We start from the raw sequence: 21,286 nt of genomic DNA, 5'->3' as shown, positions 1-21,286 counted from the left end.
GATGGTATGGGAGATGATGAGGGCATGCCGCAGCTTCGGATCGCGCTCTCCCAGGTCAACGCCACTGTAGGCGACCTCGCGGGCAACGCGTCGCTGGTCGTGGACTGGACGCGCAAGGCCCGTGAGGGAGGCGCGCACCTGGTCGTCTTCCCCGAGATGGTGCTGACCGGCTACCCGGTCGAGGACCTGGCGATCCGCACGTCGTTCGCGCGGGCGGCCTCGGAGGCGCTGGAGACTCTGGCGGGAACGCTGGAGTCCGCGGGCCTCGGGGACATCGCCGCGGTCGTCGGCTACCTGGAGCACGACTCCGTCGGCCCGCGCAACGCCGTCGCCGTGCTGCACGGCGGCCGTGTGGTCGCCCGGCAGTGCAAGCACCACCTGCCGAACTACGGCGTGTTCGACGAGCGCCGGTACTTCAAGCCCGGTTCGTCGCTGGACATCGTGCGGATCAACGGTGTCGAGGTCGGCATGGTGATCTGCGAGGACCTGTGGCAGGACGGCGGGCCGATCACCGCTCTCGGTGACGCCGGCGTCGACCTCGTGGTCTCGCCCAACGCGTCGCCGTACGAGCGCAACAAGGACGACCAGCGGCTGCCGCTGGTCGCGCGCCGTGCCGCGGAGGCCCACGCGCCGCTGGCCTACTGCAACCTGGTCGGTGGCCAGGACGAGCTGGTGTTCGACGGCGACTCGCTCGTCGTGTCGCCCGACGGCCAGCTGGTCGGGCGGTCGCCGCAGTTCGTCGAGCACCTGATGTTCGTGGACTTCGACCTGCCCGGTGGCCGCGAGTACGAGCAGGGGCAGATCGGCGACTTCTACGTGCGCCGCGTGTTCCTGTCCGATGCCGTGCCGGCCTACGAGCCGTTGCCCGCGCCCCGCGTGTTCGAGCCGCTGTCCGACGAGGCGGAGGTGTGGCACGCGCTCGTGACGGGCCTGCGCGACTACGTGCACAAGAACGGCTTCCGGTCCGTGGTGCTCGGTCTGTCCGGTGGCATCGACTCGGCCGTGGTGGCGGCTCTGGCCGTGGACGCTCTCGGTGCCGACGCGGTCTACGGCGTCTCGATGCCGTCCTCCTACTCGTCCGAGCACTCGCGGTCGGACGCCTCCGACATGGCCGTGCGGACCGGGCTGCACTTCACCACCGAGCCGATCGGCGAGATGGTGTCGACGTACGTCTCGCAGCTGAAGCTGACCGGACTGGCCGAGGAGAACATCCAGGCCCGGTGCCGCGGCATGCTGCTGATGGCGCTGTCGAACCAGCACGGGCACCTGGTGCTCGCGACCGGCAACAAGTCCGAGCTCGCGGTCGGCTACTCGACCATCTACGGCGACGCGGTCGGCGGCTACGCCCCGATCAAGGACGTGCTGAAGACCCTGGTCTGGGACCTCGCCAAGTGGCGCAACGCCGAGGCGGAGAAGCGCGGCGAGACGCCGCCGATCCCGGAGAACTCGATCTCCAAGCCGCCGTCGGCCGAGCTGCGGCCCGGCCAGGTGGACACCGACTCGCTGCCGGACTACGAGATCCTCGACGCCCTGCTGGACGACTACGTCCACGACGACAAGGGCTACGACGCCCTGCTCGCCGCCGGGCACTCGCCGGAGCTCGTGGACCGGGTGCTGCGGATGGTCGACAAGGCCGAGTACAAGCGCCGGCAGTACCCGCCGGGCACGAAGATCTCGAACAAGGCGTTCGGGCGCGACCGGCGGCTGCCGATCACGAACGGCTGGCGCGAGGGCTGATTCGTAGAGCCTGCTCTACCGCGCCGCTCCTGGTCAGACCGCTACGTTTGCTCCCATGAAACGGATTTGGGCGGCGCTGGTCTACCTCGCGAGCGGCCTGTTGACGGCCATCGCGTCGTGGCTCGCCATCGGCGTCCTGCTGCTGTCCGTGGTCGTGCTGCCGTTGCTGCCGATCACCGCGCCCTGGATTCGGCGGATCGTGGACTTCGACCGGCGTCGGCTGGCGCGGTTCACCGGCGACCGGCTGCAGTCACCGCCGCCGCTCGACGGGCCGTGGCTGCACCGCGCGCAACGGGTGCTGGCCGATCCGGACAGCCGCCGCGACGGGATCTGGCTGGTCACGCACGCCCTGTACGGCACGTTGTTCGGGTCGATCGCCATCGGGGTTCCCGGGACGCTGCTCCAGCAGCCGTTCGTGCCGCTGATCTGGTGGGCCATCCCGGGCGGGTTCGAGAACTCGTTCGGCGTGCACGTCGACTCGTGGCCGGAGGCGCTGCTCAGCGTGCCGATCGGGATCGTGCTGACGCTGGTCGTGCTCCAGTTCCCTCGCCTGGCCGCGTTGGACGCGAAGTGGGCGCGGAAGCTGCTGGCACCGCCCAAGGCCTCGCTGGAGAAGCGGCTGGCCGAGGTCGTCGCGACGAGAGCGGCGGCGTTGCAGGCGCACGGGGCCGAGCTGCGGCGGATCGAACGGAACCTGCACGACGGCACGCAGAACAAGCTGGTCGGCGTGGTCATGATGCTCGGGATCGCGGAGCGGACGCTCAAGCAGAACCCGGACAACGCGGTGCAGGCGTTGCTGCGCGCACAGGACGCGGCGGGCGATGCGTTGGAGGAGCTGCGCAACGTCGTGCGCAGCATCCATCCGCCGGTGCTGGATGATCTGGGCCTGGACGGCGCCATCCAGGCGTTGGCGGCGCGATGTCCGGTGCCGTGCGTGCTCACGGCCGAGCATCTCGGACGGTTGCCCGCGGCGGTGGAGGCGGCGGCGTACTTCGCGGTGGCCGAGGCGCTCACCAACGTGGCCAAGCACAGCGGGGCCAGGCACGCGTGGGTCAGCCTGGGCATCATCGAGGACCGGCTCAGCGTCGTCGTGCACGACGACGGCAAGGGCGGCGCGGACGAGAATCAGGGGACGGGCTTGGACGGCATTCGCGGCAGGGTGGCGGCGTTGGACGGCAGTGTCGAAGTGAGCAGTCCCGAGGGCGGGCCCACTGTGCTCACCGTCGTGCTGCCGGTGGGGAGGTGACCATGCGCATCGTGATCGCCGAGGACGACGCGTTGCTCCGCGAGGGGCTGACGTTGTTGCTGCGCAACGAAGGGCTGGAGGTGGCGGCGGCCGCGGACAACCCGGACGACTTCCTGAAGGCCGTCGCCGAACACGAGCCGGACATCGCCGTGGTCGACGTGCGGATGCCGCCGACGTTCACCGACGAGGGCCTCAGGGCCGCGGTCGAGGCACGGCGACGGCACCCGAAGCTGGCCGTGCTGGTGCTGTCCGCGTGGGTCGAGCAGAGCTACGCGCACGAACTGCTCGCCGGCACCAGCGGCGGCGTCGGTTACCTGCTCAAGGAACGCGTCGGCAAGGTCGCGGACTTCCTCGACTCGCTGCACCGCGTCGCGAACGGCGGCACGGCGCTCGACCCCGAGGTCGTGTCGCAGCTGCTGGTGCGGCGCCGGTCGGACGACGCGCTCAGCGTGCTGTCACCGCGCGAGCGCGAGGTCCTCGGGCTGATGGCGGAAGGGCTGTCGAACGCCGCCATCGGCGAGAAGCTCGTCCTCAGCGCGGGAGCCGTGCACAAGCACATCGGCAACGTGTTCCTGAAGCTCGGCCTCAACAGCGAGGACGGCTCGGGAGACCGCCGGGTGCAGGCGGTCCTGGCCTACCTGGATCACTGAGGCCGCACGAACGGGAAGAGCACGGTCTGCCGGATCGACGTGCCGGTCAGCATCATCAGCAACCGGTCGACGCCCATGCCGAGACCACCGGTCGGCGGCATGCCGTGCTCCAGCGCCCGCAGGAAGTCCTCGTCCAGCTCCATCGCCTCCACGTCACCGGACGCGGCCTTGAGCGACTGCGCCTCCAGCCGCCGCCGCTGCTCCAGCGGGTCGGTGAGCTCCGAGTAGGCCGTGCCGATCTCCGCGCCGAACGCCACCAGGTCCCACCGCTCGGCCAGGCGCGGGTCGACGCGGTGCTGGCGGGTCAGCGGCGACACCGACGTCGGGAAGTCGACGTAGAAGGTCGGGCCGACGGTGGCGGCCTCGACGAACGAGTCGTACGCCTCCTGCACCAGCTGGCCGTGGTCCCAGTCCTCGTTGATCTCCACGTCCCGCGCGGACAGCAGTGACCGCAGCTCCTGGACGGACGTGTCCGGGGTGATCACCGCCTCCAAAGCCTCGGAAACGGCCGTGTAGACCGGAATCACCGGCCACTCCCCCGACAGGTCGAACGTGCCGTCGGGCCGGTGCGCGACCTCGGAGCCGAACGCCTCGCGCGCCGCGTGCTGGATCAGCGTGCGCACCAGGTCGAGCATGACCCGGTAGTCCGCATAGGACTGATAGGCCTCCAGCATCGTGAACTCGGGGTTGTGGGTGGCGTCCGCACCCTCGTTGCGGAAGTTGCGGTTCAGCTCGAACACCCGGTCCACACCCGCGACGCACAGCCGTTTCAGGTACAGCTCCGGCGCGATCCGCAGGTACATCCGCATGTCGTAGGCGTTGATGTGGGTGACGAACGGCCGGGCGTTCGCGCCGCCGTGCACGGCCTGCAGCATCGGCGTCTCGACCTCGAGGTACTCCTGGGCGTGCAGGAACTCGCGCACGCTGCGGATGACGTCGCTGCGCAGCTTCAGCAGGTGCGCCGAGTCGGAGTTCACCACCAGGTCGAGGTAGCGCTGGCGGACGCGGGCCTCCGGGTCGGTGAAGCCCTTCCGCTTGTCCGGCAACGGGTGCAGGCACTTCGCGGTCATCGTCCACGACGACGCGAGCACGGAGATCTCGCCGTGGTCGGACTTGATCACCCGCCCGGTCACGCCGACGTGGTCACCGAGGTCGACGTCCGACTTCCACGACGTCAGCTGGTCGCCCAGGGAGTCCGCCGACAACATCAGCTGGATCTCGCCGCTGAAGTCCCGGATCCGTGCGAAGCAGAGCCTGCCCATCTCCCGCAACGCCACCACGCGCCCGGTGACCGAGACCTCCTCGCCGAAGCGTTCCCGTGCACCGGCGAGGAGATCCGTGCGGGAGAACCCGACCGGGTACGGGTCGACGCCCTGGGCCAGGAGCCGTTCGACCTTCGCGATCCGCACCCGGACCTGTTCCGGCCTGCGCACGGACTTCGGTTCGATCCGGATCTCGTCGATCTCGGCCACGCGGGCCGCGAACTCGTCGCTGACGTCCGTCTTCTGCAGCGCCCGCTTGCGCAACGACCGCAGCGACGGCACGAAACCCTCGGCGACACCGGCGGCGATGCTGACCCGCGGCAACGACCGGGACCGTTGGTAGCAGAGGAAACGCGGCTCCCACTCCGGCAGGTACTTGGCGTTCGACCGGTACAGCGACTCCAGCTGGAAGAACCGCGACGCGATCGACAGCACCTGGCGCCACGCCCGCAGCACCGGGCCGGCGCCGATCTTCTCGCCCTCCTCGAACACCGCGCGGAACATCGCGAAGTTCAGCGAGATCCGTTGCACGCCGAGATGTCCGGCGGCGGCCGCGAGCTGGGCGACCATGTACTCGTTCAGGCCGTTCTCCGCTGCCCGGTCGCGGCGCATGAGGTCCAGGGAGACGCCCCGGCGACCCCACGGCACGAACGACAGCAGGCCGCGCAACGCACCTGAGGCGTCGTAGGCCTCGACCATCACGCACCGGCCGTCGCTCGGATCTCCCAGGCGCCCCAGCGCCATCGAGAAGCCGCGTTCGGTCTCGGCGCCACGCCAGGCCTCCGCCAGGTCCAGGATGGACGCCATCTCGTCCGGCGCGATCTCGCTGTGGCGGCGGACCCGCGTGGTGTACCCGGCGCGTTCGACGCGCGACACCGCCTGCCGCAGCCCGCGCCGTTCCGGACCGGCGAGGACGAACCGGCGCACGTCCAGGATCGCCTCGTCGCCGATCTCCAGCGCCTTCAGCCCGGCGTCGGCGTAGACCTGCGCACCGCGTTCGGAAGCACCCAGAACACCGGGCATCCAGCCGTAGGTGCGCGCCTCGGACAGCCAGGCGAGCACGGCTTCCGGCCAGTGCTCCTCGTCGCCGATCGGGTCGGCGGAGGCCAGCGTCACGCCGCCGATCACCCGGTACGTCAGCGCGGCCCGGCCGGAGGCGGCGAACACGACGCTCTTGTCGCGCCTGGTCGCGAAGTACCCCAGCGAGTCCGGCTCGCCGTCGGCCGCGAGCAGCCGCCGCACGTCCAGCTCCTGCTCGCCGGTGATCATGCTCTGCGACCGGACGCCGCGGAAGAAGATGTACAACCCGCGCGCCGCGACGAGCGTGCCGCCCAGACCCAGCACGACACTGAGCCACTGCGGGCCCTCGGGGATGTTCAACCGTCCCAGCCGGACGACCTCACCCGTCGCCTGGTTCGCCGTCCACGCGAGCTTGTCGAGCTGGTCGACCAGCCTGCCGGGGAAGATCTCGGTGAGTCCCCAGCCCAGGAGGACGAGCGCGATCATGCCGACGACGAACGACGCGAGCGCGCGCTTCCAGGCACCACGGGCGACGCGGGCGGGGAACGCCTCGCGCACCGCGAACAGCAGCGCGACGAACAGCACCGAGGTCGTCACCCCGACGCCGAGAAACACCCAGTGCGGTTTTTCGCCCTCGTCCAGGACTTCTTCAGGCGCCAGGGCCAGGATGACCATGATGAAGCCGACCAGCAGCAGGCCCATGGCCTGGAACAGCAGCAGCGTCCACAGCGCCGCTCGCTTGTGCCTGCGCAGGGCGGCGCCGAGCACGAAGAACACCATGGCGATGAAGAGGTTGCCGTCGATCGGCAGCCCGAAGAAGTACCCGATGCCGTCCGCGACGTCGGTGAACCAGCTGTCCTCCGGCAGGATCACCCTGAGCAGCGACAACACCCCGGCGAGTTGCACGATCGTCGCGATCGCGCCCGCTGTCTTCCACTTCCACGCCGGTGCCACTACCACTCCCGAGGTCAGCCGATGACCGTCATGATTCCGTCTTCGGCCGGGAGGGTGCATGTCGCCACCTCCGGGCGTGTCGGCGCACCCGTCGTCGTGCTCAGCTCAGGCCTGGGCGGGGCGTGGTTCGACTGGGACCGGACGGTGCGGCTGCTGGAACCACTCGCACGGGTGATCGTGTTCGACCGGCCGGGTCTCGGGCTGAGCGGTCCCGCCCGGCGCGGGCCGTCGCTGGCGCGCGAGGTGGCCGTGCTCGACGCGGTGCTGCGCGGGGTGCCGCGGGCGATCCTGGTCGGGCACTCGATGGCGTCGATGCACGTCGAGGCCTATGCACGGCTGCGGCCGCACCGGGTCGACGGCGTGGTCCTGCTCGACCCGGACGCCGAGACGCCGGGCACGGGAGCCCCGTTCGACCCGTCCGCGATGATCGCGCAGGGCATGCGGGCGATCGGCAGCCGCTGGCTCGGCGCCCGGATCACCCGGCGGTTCGGGCACTCGTTCCGCAACCTGCTGACCGCGGTCTCGACGCTCGGCATGACCGATCCGGCGCCCTCCGACCTGGTCGAGCTCGTCTACCGGCGGCCAGGTGTCGGGCGGGCGGTGCTGTGGGAGCTCGCGTCGTACCCCGGTCAGGTGGCGACGCTCGAACGGCTGCGGACGCGCCGGCCGTTGCCGCGTGTGCCCTGGTTGGTGCTCACGGCCGGTCGGAACGTATGGCCGGAGCACCGGTCGTTGGCCGCCCTCGTGCCGTGGGGACGCAACGTGCCGGTGCCCGGCAGCAGGCACATGATTCAGATGGACCGGCCGGACGCCGTGGTCATGGCCATCCGGGAGGTGCTCAGGGGTCTGCCCGACCACTGAGCAGGCAGAACTCGTTGCCCTCCGGGTCCTGCAGGGTGTGCCAGCTCACGTTCTCGCCCTGGCCGATGTCGGCACGGGTGGCGCCGAGCGCGAGGAGACGCTCCAGTTCCTCCGCCTGGTCGCGGTCCGTGGCGCGGACGTCGATGTGCAGGCGGAGCTTCTGCAGCTTGCGGTCGGGGTTGCGCAGGAAAAGCAGCGTCGTGCGCTTGTCCGGCGGCCCGATCTCCACCGAGACGTCGTCGCGGTCGAGCACTTCGTAGCCCAGGACTTCTCCCCAGAAGGTGGCAAGACGTTCGGGATCGGTGCAGTCGAGTACCAGTTCAGTGATTCGTGCGGCCACGCGTGTGACGGTAGCCGCATCTGCATTCCGTTTCCGCCTGACGGTGCCACTCTGGTGTTCGGCAACCGTGCACCAAGCGCCCGGGGACCCACACAAGTGGGCCTCGAGGAAAGGAACGGTCGACGATGACCAATGCCGAAGTTTCCGCGCCCTACGGCTCCGGAGCGGGCCAGAAGCCCCCGGCCAAGAGGGTTCGCGTTCATCACCTGCGTGAGATGAAGGAACGCGGCGAGCCGTGGCCCATGCTCACCTCGTACGACACCTTCACCGCCTCGATCTTCGACGAGGCCGGCATCCCCGTCCTGCTGGTCGGCGACTCGGCCTCCAACACCGTCTACGGCAACGACACCTCGCTGCCGGTCACCGTGGACGAGCTCGTACCGCTCGTGCGCGCGGTGACGCGTTCGGTCAAGCGCTCTCTCGTGGTCGCTGACCTGCCGTTCGGCTCCTACCAGGTGTCGGTCGAGCAGGCCGTGGCGACGGCGGTCCGGTTCATGAAGGAAGGCCAGGCCCACGCGGTCAAGCTGGAGGGCGGCGCCTACTTCGCACCGCACATCCGCGCGATCACGGCCGCGGGTATCCCGGTCATGGCGCACATCGGCTTCACCCCGCAGTCCGAGCACCAGCTGGGCGGCTACCGCGTGCAGGGCCGGCACGAGAACCACGACGTCGTGCTGCAGGACGCGGTGGCGGTGCAGGAGGCCGGCGCGTTCGCGGTCGTGCTGGAGATGGTGACCGCCGAGGTCGCGAAGCAGATCACGCACGACCTGGTCATCCCGACCGTGGGCATCGGTGCCGGTCCGGACACCGACGCCCAGGTGCTGGTGTGGCAGGACATGATGGGCCTGAACCGCGGCAAGGCGCCCCGTTTCGTGAAGCGCTACGCGGACATCGGCAACATCATGCTCGGCGCGGCCACCGAGTTCGCCAACGAGGTGCGCGGCCAGCAGTTCCCCGGCCCCGAGCACACCTTCCACTGAGTCCGCGTCGCTAGCGGGTCCAGACCTCCGGGTCTGGACCCGCCGGCACGATTCCGGACGGGTTGATGTCGTGGTGCGTCACGTAGTAGTGGCGCTTGATGTGGTCCCAGTCGACCGTGTCACCGAACTGGGCGTAGAGGCGTTTCGCGTACGCCCACAGGTTCGGCATCTCGGTGAGCTTGTTCCGGTTGCACTTGAAGTGGCCGTGGTAGACCGCGTCGAACCGGACCAGCGTGGTCCAGAGCCGGATGTCGGCCTCGGTGAGCTGCTCCCCGACCAGGTACGTGTGGGTTTCGAGGTGGGCCTCGATGCGGTCCAGTTCGGCGAACAGGCTGGTGTACGCCTGCTCGTAGGCCTCCTGTGACGTGGCGAAACCGGCCTTGTAGACGCCGTTGTTGACGTGGTGGAAGACCGGCTCGATCCAGGCGTCGATCTCGTCCCTGAGGTGCTCCGGGTAGAGCGTGCTCTCCGGGCGCCACTTGAGGCTGAAGTCCAGGGTGATCTGCGGGTAGTCGTTGGTGACGACCTCGCCGGTGGTGGTGTCGACCAGCGCCGGGACGGTGACCCGACCCTCGTAGGTGCCGTCGGCCTTGTCGTAGGCCTCTTTGAGGAAGTCGATGCCCAGGACCGGGTCTGTTCGTTCGAACCGCCAGCCCTTCTCGTCGCGGATCGGGTCGACGACGGCCAGTGAGATGTCGTCTTCGAGGCCGAGGAGCTTGCGGACGATGACCGCGCGGTGCGCCCACGGGCAGGCGAGGCTGACGACGAGCCGGTAGCGGCCCGGCTCGGGTTCCGGCCGCGCGGTGAAGCGGTTCGGTTGACGGACGAACGCCCCCGTGGTGGAGGTCTCCTGCGAGAACTGCGCCATGTGTCCGACGATAGGCCCATGTACCCGGAGATCGAGCCCCACGCGTCAGGCCACCTGGACACCGGTGACGGCAACCTCGTGTTCTGGGAGGAGTGCGGCAACCCGGACGGCAAGCCCGTCGTCTTCCTGCACGGCGGCCCCGGCGGCGGCTGCTCGCCGTCGCACCGGCGCCTGTTCGACCCGGCCGCCTACCGGATCGTGCTGTTCGACCAGCGCGGTTGCGGGCGTTCGCTGCCGCACGCGTCCGTGTCCGGCGACCTGTCGCTGAACACGACCTGGCACCTCGTGGCCGACATGGAACTGCTGCGGACCTCGCTGGGCATCGACCGGTGGCAGGTGTTCGGCGGCTCCTGGGGCTCGACGCTGGCACTGGCCTACGCCGAGACCCATCCCTCGCACGTGTCGGAACTGGTGCTGCGCGGGATCTTCACGCTGCGTTCGTCCGAAGTGGACTGGTACTACCGCGGTGGGGCGGCGAACCTCTTCCCGGACCTGTGGGAGAAGTTCATGGCGCCTCTCGCCGGTCTCTCGGGTGATCCCGTCGAGCTGTACGCGACGCTGCTGGCGTCCGAGGACCCCGAGGTGCACGGGCCGGCGGCCGTCGCGTGGAGCACGTGGGAGGGCGCGACGGTGACGTTGCTGCCGCGGCCGGAACTGGTGGCGGAGTTCGCCGTGCCGGAGTACGCGCTGGCGTTCGCGCGGATCGAGAACCACTACTTCGTGAACCGGGGGTGGTTCGAGGAGGGGCAGCTGATCCGGGACGCCGTGCGGCTCAAGGACATCCCCGGTGTGATCGTGCAGGGTCGTTACGACGTGGCGACGCCCGCGGTGTCGGCGTGGGACCTGCACAAGGCGTGGCCGGAGTCGGAACTGGTGCTGGTGCCGGACGCCGGGCACGCGTACGACGAGCCCGGCGTCCTCGCTGCCCTGCTGGCGGCGACCGATCGGTTCCGGGACTAGCGGAGGCCGATCCACTTCGCGCTGGACGTCGTGCAGGTCGCGGCCGTCACCTGCGCGGTGAGGCACGTGTTCGTGCCGACGTTGCGGAACTGGAAGGAGCTGCCCGACGCGACGCGGCGCCACCGCTGGTTGGCGCTCGTCGTGCAGGCCTGGCCGAGCACGTCACCGGACGAGGTGGCGGCCAGGCACTTGTCGGTGGCCATGTTGTGCGGCCAGTCGACACCACCGCTGATCGGGACGATCCAACGCTGCTCGTCGGAGAGTTCGTTGCACGGCTTCAGAACGACGTTGCTGCCGGTGTCGGCGAGGCAGCGGGTGCTGCCGGCGAGCTGGTAGACGACGACGGGTTCGGCGCTGGCCGGAACGGCGGTGAGCGCGGTGACGGCGGCGGCTGTCGCGATGATCGCGGCTAGTTTCCCCATGGGCGAGAATCCTGGCAGCGCACGGGGTTCCGCGAATCCACCCGTGGTTGTCAACCCTGGCCGTAGTCGAGTGCCCTCTGGAGGCTAGCTTTTGCATCCACGAGCGAAGGCCCGTACCAGGTCAGGTGCCGGCCGTTGACCAGCGCGTACGGCAGGCCGGGGAAGCTCTCCGGGCCGTCCTCGTGCGTGAACAGGTACGGCTCGTCGGGCAGGATCACCAGGTCGGGGCGCTTGTCGTTGAGCTCTTCGAGGCTCGGCCGCGGGTAGCGCTCCTCGTCGGAGGCGTAGACGTTCTCGATTCCCAGGCGCCGCAACACATCGGTGGCGAAGGTATCGCGGCCGACGACCACCCACGGGCGGCGCCAGACCGGGATCAACGCGGTGAGGGTCGCTGGTCTCACATCGCGCCACAGGGCCTCGGCCTCGGTGAGCCACGACGGTTCGAGGTCCCAGCCGAGCGCGAAGAGCCTCCTGAGCGACTCCAGCGCCATCGGGACCGTCTTCGGCGCCTCGGTCACCCAGACGTTGACGCCGTTGGCGCGCAACCGGTCCACGTCCTCGGCGCGGTTCTCCTCGGAGTTGGCGATCACGAGGTCCGGTTTCAGACTCAGGACCTCGTCCACGTCCGGGTACTTCGAACCACCGACCCGTGCAACGTCCAAATCGGACGGGTGGGTGCAGTAGTCCGTGGCACCGGCCAGTGCGCCGGGCACGCTGACGGCGACGGCCTCGGTGATCGACGGCACCAGGCTGACCACGCGCCGGGGCTGGTCGAGCAGGACCGGCTCACCGAGGTCGTCGACGGGCAGCATCAGACTCCCGTGATCTTCAGACCGGCGTGGGCCTTGTAGCGGCGGTTGATCGCGATGAGGTTCGCGGTGAACGCCTCGACCTGGTGCGCGTTGCGCAGCCGGCCGCCGTAGACGCCGCGGAAGCCCGGCACGAGCTCGGCCAGTTCGCGCACGGTGTCGGTGGCCTCGCGGTCGTCGCCCAGCACGAGGACGTCCATGTCCACTTCGGACACCGCGAGGTCGGCCAGCAGCACGGCGGACACGTGGTGGAACGCGGCGGTGACCCTGGACTCCGGCAGCAGGAGCTCGGCCTGCTGCGCGGCACTGCCCTCGGTGACCGGCAGCGCGAACGGCCCCTGCTTGTCGAAGCCGAGCGGGTTCACGCAGTCGATGACGATCTTCCCGGCCAACTGGTCGCGCAGGGACGCCAGCAGGTCGCCGTGCCCGTCCCACGGCACCGCGACGAGCACGATGTCGGAGTCGGCCGCGGTGTCGGAGTTGTCCGCGCCCCGGACGTCGCCGCCGGCGATCTCGACGATCTCCTTGGCAGCCAGCTCCGCCCGGTCGGCGCTGCGGGAACCGATGATCACCTTGAGGCCCGCCTTGGCCCAGCGGACGGCGAGGCCCTTGCCCTGGGCTCCGGTGCCGCCCAGGACGCCGACGGTGAGGTCGCGAATGTCAGTCACCCCTGCATCTTCACACGACCCGCCGGGGCGGTGCTGCCCAACGTGACCTTGGGCTCTCAGCGCACCGCTTCGAAGCGCACGCGCCGTTCGGCCGGGTCGGCCTCGGCCAGGCGCACGCGCACCGACTCCCCCTCCGGCAACCGCTTCCCTGCGCACTTGGCGAGGATCGGCGGCGAGGACACGAACACCTCGGCCTCGTTGTCGCCGGACCGCAGCACCACGGCGTCGAACTCCTGCCCGACGCGTCCGGCGAGCACCCACGCCTCGACCTGGTCCAGCGACGCCCGTTCCACCTTCGACGCCACCGAGTCGGACGCCCCCATCAGCGACGGCAGCTGCGGCAACGCCTCCGCCAGCCACGCCGGCAGCTCCTGCCCTGCCGTGACCGCCAGGCACACCTCGGTGGCGAAGCGGTCGACCAGGCGCCGCAGAGGTGCGGTGACGTGCGTGTACGGGGCAGCGACACCCGCGTGCGTGACGACCTCGGGCACGGACCCGTTGAACGCCGAGTAGCCCGCACCGCGCAGCAGCCTCGTGGCGTCGGTGAACAGCGCCAGCGCTTCCGGCGTCGAGGCGTCCAGACCGGCCAGGAACGCACCCGGCGACAGGTCGGCGGGCCAGGCCACCTTCAGCGCCGCCGCGTCCTTCCGCAACGAGGCCACGGCCGCGGGGTCCGGGTCGGGCAGCGTGCGCAGGATGCCGACGCGTGCCTCCAGCATGATCGACGCGGCCGCCATGCCGGTCATCAGCGAGATCTCGGCGTTCCACGAGTCCACCTCGGCCCGCGGCCGGGTGACCAGCTTCCAGCCCTCGCCGTTGGACTCGATCTCCTGCTCAGGCAGGTGCAGCTCGATCGCGCCGCGCTGACGGGCCAACGCCCGCCGCAGCGGCCCGAACTCGGCCAGCGCCGCCACGGACGGGTGCGGATCGCCCGCGTCGAACGTCTTCTGCACCGACTCGTAGTCGAACTGGGCCGTCGACCGCACCAGCGCCCGCCGCACCTCGACCGCCGTGGGAACGCCGTCGGCGCCACAGGTGAACGTCCACAGCACCGCGGGACGCACCACACCGGGCAGCAACGACGCGGCGCCCTCGGAGAGCACGGTCGGATGCAGCGGCACGTTGCCGTCGGGCAGGTAGATGGTCTGACCGCGCCCACGGACCTCGGTGTCCAGCGCACCGCCGGGCGTCACGAACAGGCCAAGGTCGGCGATCGCGTAGTGCACGACGAACCCGTCACCGGACTTCAGGACACAAAGGGCCTGGTCCAGGTCTTTGGCACCGGGAGGGTCGATCGTCACGAGAGGCAGCGAGGTGAGGTCGGGGCGGTCTCCCGGGGGACGGGAGACCGCCGCCTCGGCCTCGGCGAGCGCGGCCGCGTCGAAGGACGAGCGCAAGCCGAACTCGGTGCGGATGCCGTCGAAGGACACGTCCGCACGACCCGTGCGGATCACCAGGGAAGCCACCCGCACAGACTAGGTGGCGTGACCTGGAACGTTGCCGGGGCACGCCACTGGGACAGGCGAGTCAGTCCTCGTCGTCGCCGCGCCACTTCTTGTCGGACGCGTCGGCGGCCTTCGTCCGCTCGCGGGCGATCTCCAGGGCGCGGGCCGCGGTGGCCTCGTCCGGGTAGGGGCCCATGCGGTCGGGGCCCTTGCAGCCCTTGCCCTGCTCCACGGTCTGGTGGGTCAGGCAGTAGTACCAACCGCTGCTGTCACTCATACGCGTTCGCCTCCCAAAGGCGCCGGGAATCCCCGCGGCGGCGTGGACTGGTTGGCGTTGGCGTACTCCGACGGGATGGGATCCAAACATGAGACCAGCACCGTGCGGTCCTCGGCGTTCTCGATCTTGCGCCCGGACCGGTCCCGGTAGACGAGGGAGCCGTCGGAGTCGATCTCCATGATGGCGCCCACCTCGGCCAGCTGTTCCTCGTCGAGGTCGGCGAGTTTCTCGTAGCGCGACGGCACCACCCGGTAGACCGGCCACTTCAGGTGGCCGTAGGTGCGGTGGAAGTCCGCGAGCAGGTGCACGAGGTGCTGCTGGAACGGCAGCGGCATCGCCTCGGCCAGCGCTCGTGGGATCACCACGTAGTCGGCAGAGACTCCCGGAGCACCAGCCGCCATGTAGTCACGCACTGGTGTGCTCGACGCGGGTGGTCCGGAAGGCCTCGGGATGGGGTCGTGGTTGTACATGTAGCGCCTCCCCGCGATCTACACGCCCGGCCGGACGGCCAGCGGCATCAACTCGTAATAGTCCCAGTTGACCTTGCTGATCTTCACGACATCACCCGTCTGGGGTGCGTGGATGTACTCGTCGCCGCCGAGGTACATGGCCACGTGGTGCACCGTGCGCGGGTTCGACGTGTCGGTCGCCCAGAAGATCAGGTCACCTGCCTGGGCGTCGCGCACCGGGAGATGGGCGCCGCCCTTCTCGTACTGGTCGTTCGCCACTCGCGGGATGCTGACGCCGGCCGCGCCGAACGCCTTCACCAGGATGCCCGAGCAGTCCCACGCGTCCGGGCCGTTGCCGCCCCACAGGTACGGCTCGCCCAGCTGTTCCTTGGTGAACTGGATCGCGATGCCCGCCGCGTTCGAGGCCAGCAGGAACGCACCCGCGCCCGAACCGCAGCCGGCCGGGTCGGTGATCGCACCGAGCTCGCCCAGCAGGAACGCCGCCATGGCCTCCCAGTTGTGGTACCGGTCCGGGTACGCCGACCGCTCCACGGCCTGCGCCGAGTCACCGGGGCGCTTGTTCTCCCAGTCCGGCACCTTCAGCAGCACGTCGTAGAACTTGTTGATCGCGTACGTCGGGTCCGTCACCTCCGCGGGTGACCCCCAGCCCATCGAGGGACGCATCTGGAAGATGCCGAGCGAGTCGCGGTCGCCGTAGTTCAACGGGCGCAGGCCCGACTCGGTCATGCCCGCCTGGATCGCGATCTGCCACGCCAGCGGGGGCAGCTTGCGCTCCTGGCCGATGGAGATGATGCGCGCGACGATGTTGCGCTGTTCGTCGTTGAGGCGCGAGGCGTCGTAACGGCCCTTGTCGCCGCCGTCGCCGTCCCACGGTCCGATGGCGGCGTTGCAGCTCATCCGCAGGAGGTTCGCGCCCGCGGCGGGGTTCGTGGAGTTGCTGACGACCTGCGTCACGCCCGACGTCGCCACGGCGATCACCACGACCGCAGCCAGCGCCCCGATCAGCAACATCACGCGCATGAGTCAGTCCGCCTTCGTGTAGCTGTTCACGCGCCACTTCCCGTCCGGCGCCTTGACCAGCGTGATGCGCACCTTGCCCAGGTCAGTGGTGACCTCGAAGTCGATCGACGACGTCGTCGACTTCACGGCCTTGACCTTGTCGGTGAGCCTGTCCGGCACGTTCCTCGGGTCGATGGTGGCCATCTGCGCGAGGAACTCGGGGGTCGTGAACTCCTCGAGCTGCTTGAGCCACTTGTTGACGTCGTTGTTCGGCGGCGGCTTGACCCAGGTCTCCGCCCACAGCTCGGCCACGAGCTGCGCGTCGGCGGCAGGCGGCGCCGCCTTCGCGGAGTTGGACGGCGCCGGCAGCTTGGTCGGCAGCGAGGTGCCGCTGGCCGGCAGCTGACCGACCTGGTTGCCCTGCGACGACGTCGAGGTCTGCCCGGCGGCGGACGGGTCGGTGGGCTTGCGGTCGAGCACCTTCGGGATGATCACGCCGAGCGCGACGACCAGCACCACGAAGATGATGATCGAGGCAGCCAGGTGCCGCGGGGAACGCAGCGGCCAGCCCCACAGCCTGCGGTAGACCGCGGCACGGCCGCGGTTGGTCCGGATCGGCACCTACGCCTCCCTTCAGTTGTCCCTGACTTCGAAACCGCGCGACGGTCGGTAGATCACGTGCACCGGACGCCCTGCCACCACTTCTGTCTCTGCTCTGCGAGGTTCCTGCACCGGGGCGGAGTAGCCGTTGGACCGCGACGGCACGAGCACCGCGTCGTCGACCCGGTCCCACTGCCGGTCGGTGACCGTCGGGCTGTCCACCACGCGCGAACGGGCCGCGGGCAACGCCGCCGGGCCGGAGCCGGAGGGCAACGCCCCCGCACGCACGCCGGAGCCGTCCGGGCCGCTGATGATCTGGCCGGGCTGCGAGTCGCGGTCGAGCCGCTGCGCCGTCGCCATGACCGGGTTCGAGGCCTCCGGGCGCACCCGGCCGCGGCCGCGCTGCGGGGTCGCGTCGCCCTCGGCGTCGCTGTCCCGCACGGACTCCCAGAACTCGTCCTGCGGCGTCGGACCGGCCTGCTTCTTGCGGCCCGTCATCTTCGACCAGACGCCACCGCTCATCGGCAGGACGTTGCTGGCCGACCCGACCGACATCTCGACCATCTGCCACATGCGGCGCAACGGTTTGCCGATCACGAAGCACACGAGTGTCAGCATCAGGCCGAGCAACGTCCGCGTCAGCAACGACAGCCCGGTCGCGTTGAAGATCGCCTGCAGCAGCAACGCGTGGACACCCGCGAGGACCGCGAGCACCAGCACGTTGAAGACCGTCACGGCGGCCGCGCGGGCGACCTTGCGCAGCAGGTCGTGGTGCAGCAGCGCGACGAGACCGATGAGCGGCCCGGCGAGCGTCAGGATGCGCAGCAGCAGCTGGGCCAGCAGCACCGCGGCCTTCGCGAACAGCTGGAACAGCGAGAACGCGACCGACTGCAGCAGTGCGAGGAACCCGGCGCCGGTGCGGCTGCCGTCGGTGCCGTCGAAGTAGCCCTTCGAGGTGCCGAGCTGGGCCTCCAGTGCCTTCCACTCGGCCTTCTTCGCCTCCAGGGCTGCCTGGTCGGCGTCCTTGTGCTCGGCGATCTCCGTCGTCGTCCAGGCCTGCGTCTTGAGGATGCGCGGGCCGTACTCGGCGGCCTGCGGTGCCTCCGGCGTGCCGAACGCGCCGCGCAGCCAGCTCTGGTAGACGACGGCGTCGTGCAGTTTCGTCGGTAGGACGTGGAGCGTGCCTTGTTCTTCAGGCGCCTCGATGAACCCCGCCTGGATCTCCGATGTCTTGGAGACCAGCGTGTTGTCGAGGAGGTTGTAGAACTGGGGCAGCGCCAAGGTGGACGTCGCCAGCCACATGGCTGCCAGCGCCCAGAGCCCGCGTTTGGAGATCGCGGCGAAGTCGCCGGTCCAGATCTGCCGGAACATCAGGATCGCCAGAAGCAGCGCTACCAGGCCGAACCAGCGCAGGTAGACGTTGTCGTAGACCTTCTGCACGCCGTTCTTCACGGCGTCGTCCAGCGGGACCAGCAGACCGCGGCCCATCACCGTGTAGTGCAGCGCGTTCGTGGCACCGACGATGTTCTTGCCGATGCTGAAGAGCTCGTTGCCGGCCCACGTGTCGAGCGTGGCGTTGGCGTCCGGCAGGACACCGCACTTGGCCTGGTAGTTGTGCCAGACCATGCCCGCGTAGCCGTACTCGAGGTACGGCGAGCCGGGCAGACCGTTGCCGACGGGCGGGTCGAGCGCGCCGACCATGCCCGCGCCCGGCCGTTCCGGATTTGGTGCCTCGCCACAGGATTGGGCGTGCGCCATCGGGGCACCCATCACCACCTGCAACGCCAGGATGGCCGCGACGAGGCCGACCGACCTGGTGCGTGCTGACGCGCGCAGCGCGAACCGCCGCCTTGCCCAGAGCAAGGCGGCGATCGCGAGCACGATCGTCAGCGCCGTCATGCGCCGCCGTCCCGGCGGCGGTTGGAGCCGTCACCGTGGCCCACCAGATGGGCCTCTTCTTCCTCCGTGAGTCCTAGCTCCATGTCCGCCGCCAGTTCGTCGTCGATCTCGTCGGGCACGTAGGCGGGCGGCTTCGGGGCCGCGTCGTCGTCCACCGGCACGATCTCGCCCTTGCCGTTGTCGCGCTTGGCGTCGGGGGTCGTGTCGAGGGCGTTGCGCAGGTGCTCCAGGTGCGGGCCGCTGAAGTCGATGCGGATCCGCTCCACGCCACCGGCACCGTCACCGAAGATGAACTGACGGGGCGCGCGGTCGCGTTCGGTCGCGTTGCGGTCGCCACCGGGGCGGCGGCCGAGCGACGCGACGACCTGCTCGTACCCGGCGCCGACCGGCACCTTGAGCAGCCGCAGCGCGTCCGCCTGCGCCTGGTCGTCGTCGAGACGGCCTACGAAGACCGAGTCGAGCAGGGCGACGAAGCCCTGGATCCTGAGGAAGTCCGCGGGGATCTGCGACGACAGCAGCACTCGGACGTTCCACTTTCGCGAGTCACGCGCGAAGCGGTTCATCAGCACGCGACCGGTCGGGACCTCGGAGAGGAAGAACGCCTCGTCGATCCAGACGCCCTTGCGCTGGTCCTTCGGCTTCTCGTAGATCGAGCGCTGGGTGAGCCAGGCGGCGAGGTTCAGCATCTCGACGCCGAGCGACTCCGCGTCGGTCCAGTGCTCGCGGCCGACGCCGTCCTTCGGCAGGTTCAGGCCCGCCATCGTCAGGACGGTGAGGCGGTCGTCGCGCACCTCGTTGTACGGGTCGTGGTTCTCCTCGGGGATCAGCAACGACATGCGCTCGCGCATCTCGTCGAGGAAGTCCGCGACGACGACGGCGTGCTCGTGGTGCTCGGACGCGTCCCGGCGCAGCGCCTCGAAGACGAGACCGGGGTGCGCGTCGAAGCGGCCACCGACCGTGCGGACGGCACGCAGCAGCACGATGCGCGTCTGGGGCAGGCGGGCGACCTCGAACGGCAGCAGGCCGGTGAGCACGTCCAGCACGAGACGGCGGCGGGTGGCGGCCGCGAGGGCCTTCTCCCTGCGCCAGGCCCGTTCCGGGTCGTCCTCGTCGAGGAAGTGGTCGAGCATGGGCTCGGCGACCACCCGGTACGGGTTCAGGATGCCGGGCTGGGCGTTGAGCAGGTTGATCGGACGCGCGTAGGGCCGCAGCTCCGGCAGGTCGCACAACGCCGAGAGCGGTCCGGACGGGTCGAGCAACGTCCAGTGCGCGCCGGCCCGCAGGGTCTTGTAGACCATGCCGCCGCCGAGGAACGACTTACCGGCACCCAGGCCCGCGACCATCGCCGTCAGGCCAGAGGCGTCCCGCAGCTCCTGCGCCATCCACGGGTCCCACGCGACCGGGCGGCGGGTGGCGGTGACGGTCTCGCCGAGCAGGATCCCCCGGCGGTCACCGACCTCGGCCGTCGCGGTCGGCACAGCGGACGCGGCCCACAACACGCTGCCGCGGCGCAGGTACGCGCCGTTGGACAGCGGCTCGCCGGGGATGAACTCGCGGGCGATCGCGTACTGGGCCTCGGGGTGGTCGATCGAGACCTTCGGCTTGTACAGCTCCAGCAGCGACTGGGCCAGGCGCAGCGCCTCGCGTTCGGTCGGGCCGGACACCGCCAGGCGCCACCAGCTGCGCACCCGGGTGCCCAGCGCGGTGAAGCCCGACGTCATCTCGTCGTCGATCTCCAGCACGCGACCGGCCTGGCGGGCCAGCGACTGCGGCGGCTCCAGCTCGTGCTCGTCGGTGTAGTGCCGGACCTGCGAGCGGACCTTGCTCATCTGCCGCGACAGCTCACCCGAGACCTCTTCGGGCTTGCGCACGTAGATGCGGGCGGACCACTCGACGGAGGCCGGGAGCCGGTCCGCGCGCTGCACCCACGGGTCGTCGACCTCGGGGATCTGCAGGCCGTGCATGAGTCCCACGGTGAGCACGGCGACGTGCCGCTTGATGCCCGCGTTCGAGCCGGTGCGGCCGCGCACGGTCACCGTCGGCGAGTAGGGCTCCTGGTGGAAGTCCGCGGCGTCGGTGAACGACGCCAGGTCCTCCGGTTCCCACGCGGCACCCGGCACGGCGGGCAGGTTGCGCGGCGCGGGCAGGCCCAGCGAGCACGACCGGTGCATCAGCCAGGACATCTCCTCGGCCGTCGCGGGACGGCCTTCGAGACCCGCGGAGCCGATGACCTGGTCGAGGTGCTCGACCTCGGAGTCCAGCGCGACGAGCTCGGCGTCGACGGCGTCGGGGAAGACCTTGCGCAGGACGGGGGCCGCGCGTTCGACGGCGCGGTCCATCATGTTGCGGGTCTGCACCTGGACGCCCAGGTAGACCTCTTTCTCCGCCATCGAGCGGCCCATGAGCTGCTGCTGCTCGCCGACCATGTAGTCGTCGAACGACAGCGTGCCGGGGGTGTCCGGCAGGCGCTTGACGGCGTTGTGCACGTGCGCCTCCGCCCACATGCGGATGGGGTACGGCCGCGTGGTGACGCGCAGGTGCATCCAGCGCCCCTGCAGCTCGGCGTACTGCCCGGCGATGGCGGCGATCAGGTCCTGGCGCTGCGAGTCGCTGCGGAACGACCAGCGCTGCGGCGCGAGCCGGTACCAGGCGTAGACCTCCTGGCCGGTGCGCAGCAGATGACCGTCGATGCTGCGGGCGGCGATCGACGGTGTGTAGCTCGGCACGGACTGCTCGCCGGGCAGGCGGCGTCCACGCTTCGAGTACGCGGCTTGGTCACGCGCGCGGGGGTCGGCCGCGGCGTGCTGGGCGATGTGCTG

General features: G+C 70.1%; 19 protein-coding genes. 6 read left to right on the top strand and 13 right to left on the bottom strand.

Features of this window, described 5'->3' with window-relative positions:
• Positions 1-24: 24 nt before the first annotated feature.
• The 3 genes from ACSHWB_RS19785 to ACSHWB_RS19775 are packed head-to-tail and all read left to right on the top strand — an operon-like array spanning position 25 to position 3,633.
• Positions 25-1,737, top strand: a complete 1,713-nt coding sequence (locus ACSHWB_RS19785) for an NAD+ synthase (protein ID WP_439663479.1) — start codon at positions 25-27, stop codon at positions 1,735-1,737.
• 55 nt (positions 1,738-1,792) lie between these two features.
• The gene (locus tag ACSHWB_RS19780) at positions 1,793-2,983 is read left to right on the top strand and encodes a sensor histidine kinase (RefSeq protein ID WP_439663478.1); all 1,191 of its coding nucleotides are present in this window, start codon (positions 1,793-1,795) and stop codon (positions 2,981-2,983) included.
• A 2-nt stretch (positions 2,984-2,985) separates the two neighbouring features.
• Entirely contained in the window at positions 2,986-3,633 is a 648-nt protein-coding gene (locus ACSHWB_RS19775; protein ID WP_439663477.1) for a response regulator, read from the top strand.
• Here ACSHWB_RS19775 and lysX read toward each other — a convergent pair.
• Positions 3,627-6,929, bottom strand: a complete 3,303-nt coding sequence (gene lysX, locus ACSHWB_RS19770; protein ID WP_439663476.1) for a bifunctional lysylphosphatidylglycerol synthetase/lysine--tRNA ligase LysX — start codon at positions 6,927-6,929, stop codon at positions 3,627-3,629. The two genes, ACSHWB_RS19775 and lysX, sit on opposite strands and share 7 nt — an antisense overlap.
• Here lysX and ACSHWB_RS19765 point away from each other — a divergent pair.
• Positions 6,891-7,730, top strand: a complete 840-nt coding sequence (locus ACSHWB_RS19765; protein ID WP_439663475.1) for an alpha/beta fold hydrolase — start codon at positions 6,891-6,893, stop codon at positions 7,728-7,730. The two genes, lysX and ACSHWB_RS19765, sit on opposite strands and share 39 nt — an antisense overlap.
• On the opposite strand, the gene ACSHWB_RS19760 is transcribed toward ACSHWB_RS19765, so the two are convergent.
• Positions 7,708-8,070, bottom strand: a complete 363-nt coding sequence (locus tag ACSHWB_RS19760) for a VOC family protein (RefSeq protein ID WP_439663474.1) — start codon at positions 8,068-8,070, stop codon at positions 7,708-7,710. The genes ACSHWB_RS19765 and ACSHWB_RS19760 overlap by 23 nt on opposite strands.
• Before the next feature lie 125 nt (positions 8,071-8,195).
• On the opposite strand from ACSHWB_RS19760, the gene panB reads away from it, so the two are divergent.
• Positions 8,196-9,050, top strand: coding sequence for a 3-methyl-2-oxobutanoate hydroxymethyltransferase (gene panB / locus ACSHWB_RS19755; RefSeq protein WP_439663473.1), 855 nt, complete (start codon positions 8,196-8,198; stop codon positions 9,048-9,050).
• A gap of 10 nt (positions 9,051-9,060) precedes the next feature.
• Here the strand turns inward: panB and ACSHWB_RS19750 are convergent, their stop codons facing one another.
• On the bottom strand, positions 9,061-9,918 hold the full coding sequence (locus ACSHWB_RS19750; protein WP_439663472.1) for a glutathione S-transferase family protein: 858 nt from the start codon (positions 9,916-9,918) through the stop codon (positions 9,061-9,063).
• An 18-nt stretch (positions 9,919-9,936) separates the two neighbouring features.
• On the opposite strand from ACSHWB_RS19750, the gene pip reads away from it, so the two are divergent.
• Positions 9,937-10,878 carry a prolyl aminopeptidase gene (gene pip / locus ACSHWB_RS19745; protein WP_439663471.1) on the top strand — a complete coding sequence of 314 codons (942 nt, stop codon included), beginning with the start codon at positions 9,937-9,939 and terminating at the stop codon, positions 10,876-10,878.
• On the opposite strand, the gene ACSHWB_RS19740 is transcribed toward pip, so the two are convergent.
• The 10 genes from ACSHWB_RS19740 to ACSHWB_RS19695 all read right to left on the bottom strand — a co-directional run bounded on the left by ACSHWB_RS19740 (position 10,875) and on the right by ACSHWB_RS19695 (position 21,280).
• Positions 10,875-11,300, bottom strand: coding sequence for an RICIN domain-containing protein (locus tag ACSHWB_RS19740; RefSeq protein WP_439663470.1), 426 nt, complete (start codon positions 11,298-11,300; stop codon positions 10,875-10,877). The two genes, pip and ACSHWB_RS19740, sit on opposite strands and share 4 nt — an antisense overlap.
• A 50-nt stretch (positions 11,301-11,350) precedes the next feature.
• Positions 11,351-12,112 (bottom strand): helical backbone metal receptor, encoded by a 762-nt coding sequence (locus ACSHWB_RS19735; protein WP_439663469.1) that lies wholly within the window; start codon positions 12,110-12,112, stop codon positions 11,351-11,353.
• Complete coding sequence (gene npdG / locus ACSHWB_RS19730) at positions 12,112-12,777, bottom strand: NADPH-dependent F420 reductase (protein WP_439663468.1); 666 nt, start codon at positions 12,775-12,777, stop codon at positions 12,112-12,114. Before npdG ends, ACSHWB_RS19735 begins: the two co-directional genes overlap by 1 nt.
• Before the next feature lie 56 nt (positions 12,778-12,833).
• Positions 12,834-14,243 carry an RNB domain-containing ribonuclease gene (locus ACSHWB_RS19725; protein WP_439663467.1) on the bottom strand — a complete coding sequence of 470 codons (1,410 nt, stop codon included), beginning with the start codon at positions 14,241-14,243 and terminating at the stop codon, positions 12,834-12,836.
• Between the two features lie 61 nt (positions 14,244-14,304).
• Positions 14,305-14,499: a hypothetical protein gene (locus ACSHWB_RS19720; RefSeq protein WP_439663466.1), complete on the bottom strand. Its 195-nt coding sequence runs from the start codon at positions 14,497-14,499 to the stop codon at positions 14,305-14,307.
• The gene (locus ACSHWB_RS19715) at positions 14,496-14,864 is read right to left on the bottom strand and encodes a hypothetical protein (RefSeq protein WP_439663465.1); all 369 of its coding nucleotides are present in this window, start codon (positions 14,862-14,864) and stop codon (positions 14,496-14,498) included. The genes ACSHWB_RS19720 and ACSHWB_RS19715 overlap by 4 nt, the downstream gene beginning before the upstream one ends.
• Positions 14,865-14,987: 123 nt before the next feature.
• Complete coding sequence (locus ACSHWB_RS19710; RefSeq protein WP_439663464.1) at positions 14,988-15,989, bottom strand: C40 family peptidase; 1,002 nt, start codon at positions 15,987-15,989, stop codon at positions 14,988-14,990.
• Between the two features lie 3 nt (positions 15,990-15,992).
• Positions 15,993-16,589: a hypothetical protein gene (locus ACSHWB_RS19705; protein WP_439663463.1), complete on the bottom strand. Its 597-nt coding sequence runs from the start codon at positions 16,587-16,589 to the stop codon at positions 15,993-15,995.
• 12 nt (positions 16,590-16,601) lie between these two features.
• Complete coding sequence (locus tag ACSHWB_RS19700) at positions 16,602-18,467, bottom strand: hypothetical protein (protein WP_439663462.1); 1,866 nt, start codon at positions 18,465-18,467, stop codon at positions 16,602-16,604.
• Positions 18,464-21,280, bottom strand: coding sequence for an ATP-binding protein (locus ACSHWB_RS19695; protein ID WP_439664634.1), 2,817 nt, complete (start codon positions 21,278-21,280; stop codon positions 18,464-18,466). The genes ACSHWB_RS19700 and ACSHWB_RS19695 overlap by 4 nt, the downstream gene beginning before the upstream one ends.
• Positions 21,281-21,286: the final 6 nt, after the last annotated feature.

Origin of the sequence: Lentzea sp. HUAS TT2 (genome assembly GCF_051853195.1) — a bacterium.
Lineage (GTDB): Bacteria > Actinomycetota > Actinomycetes > Mycobacteriales > Pseudonocardiaceae > Lentzea.
Note: the sequence above shows the minus strand (reverse complement) of the source record. Positions and strands in the feature narration are given on the sequence as shown.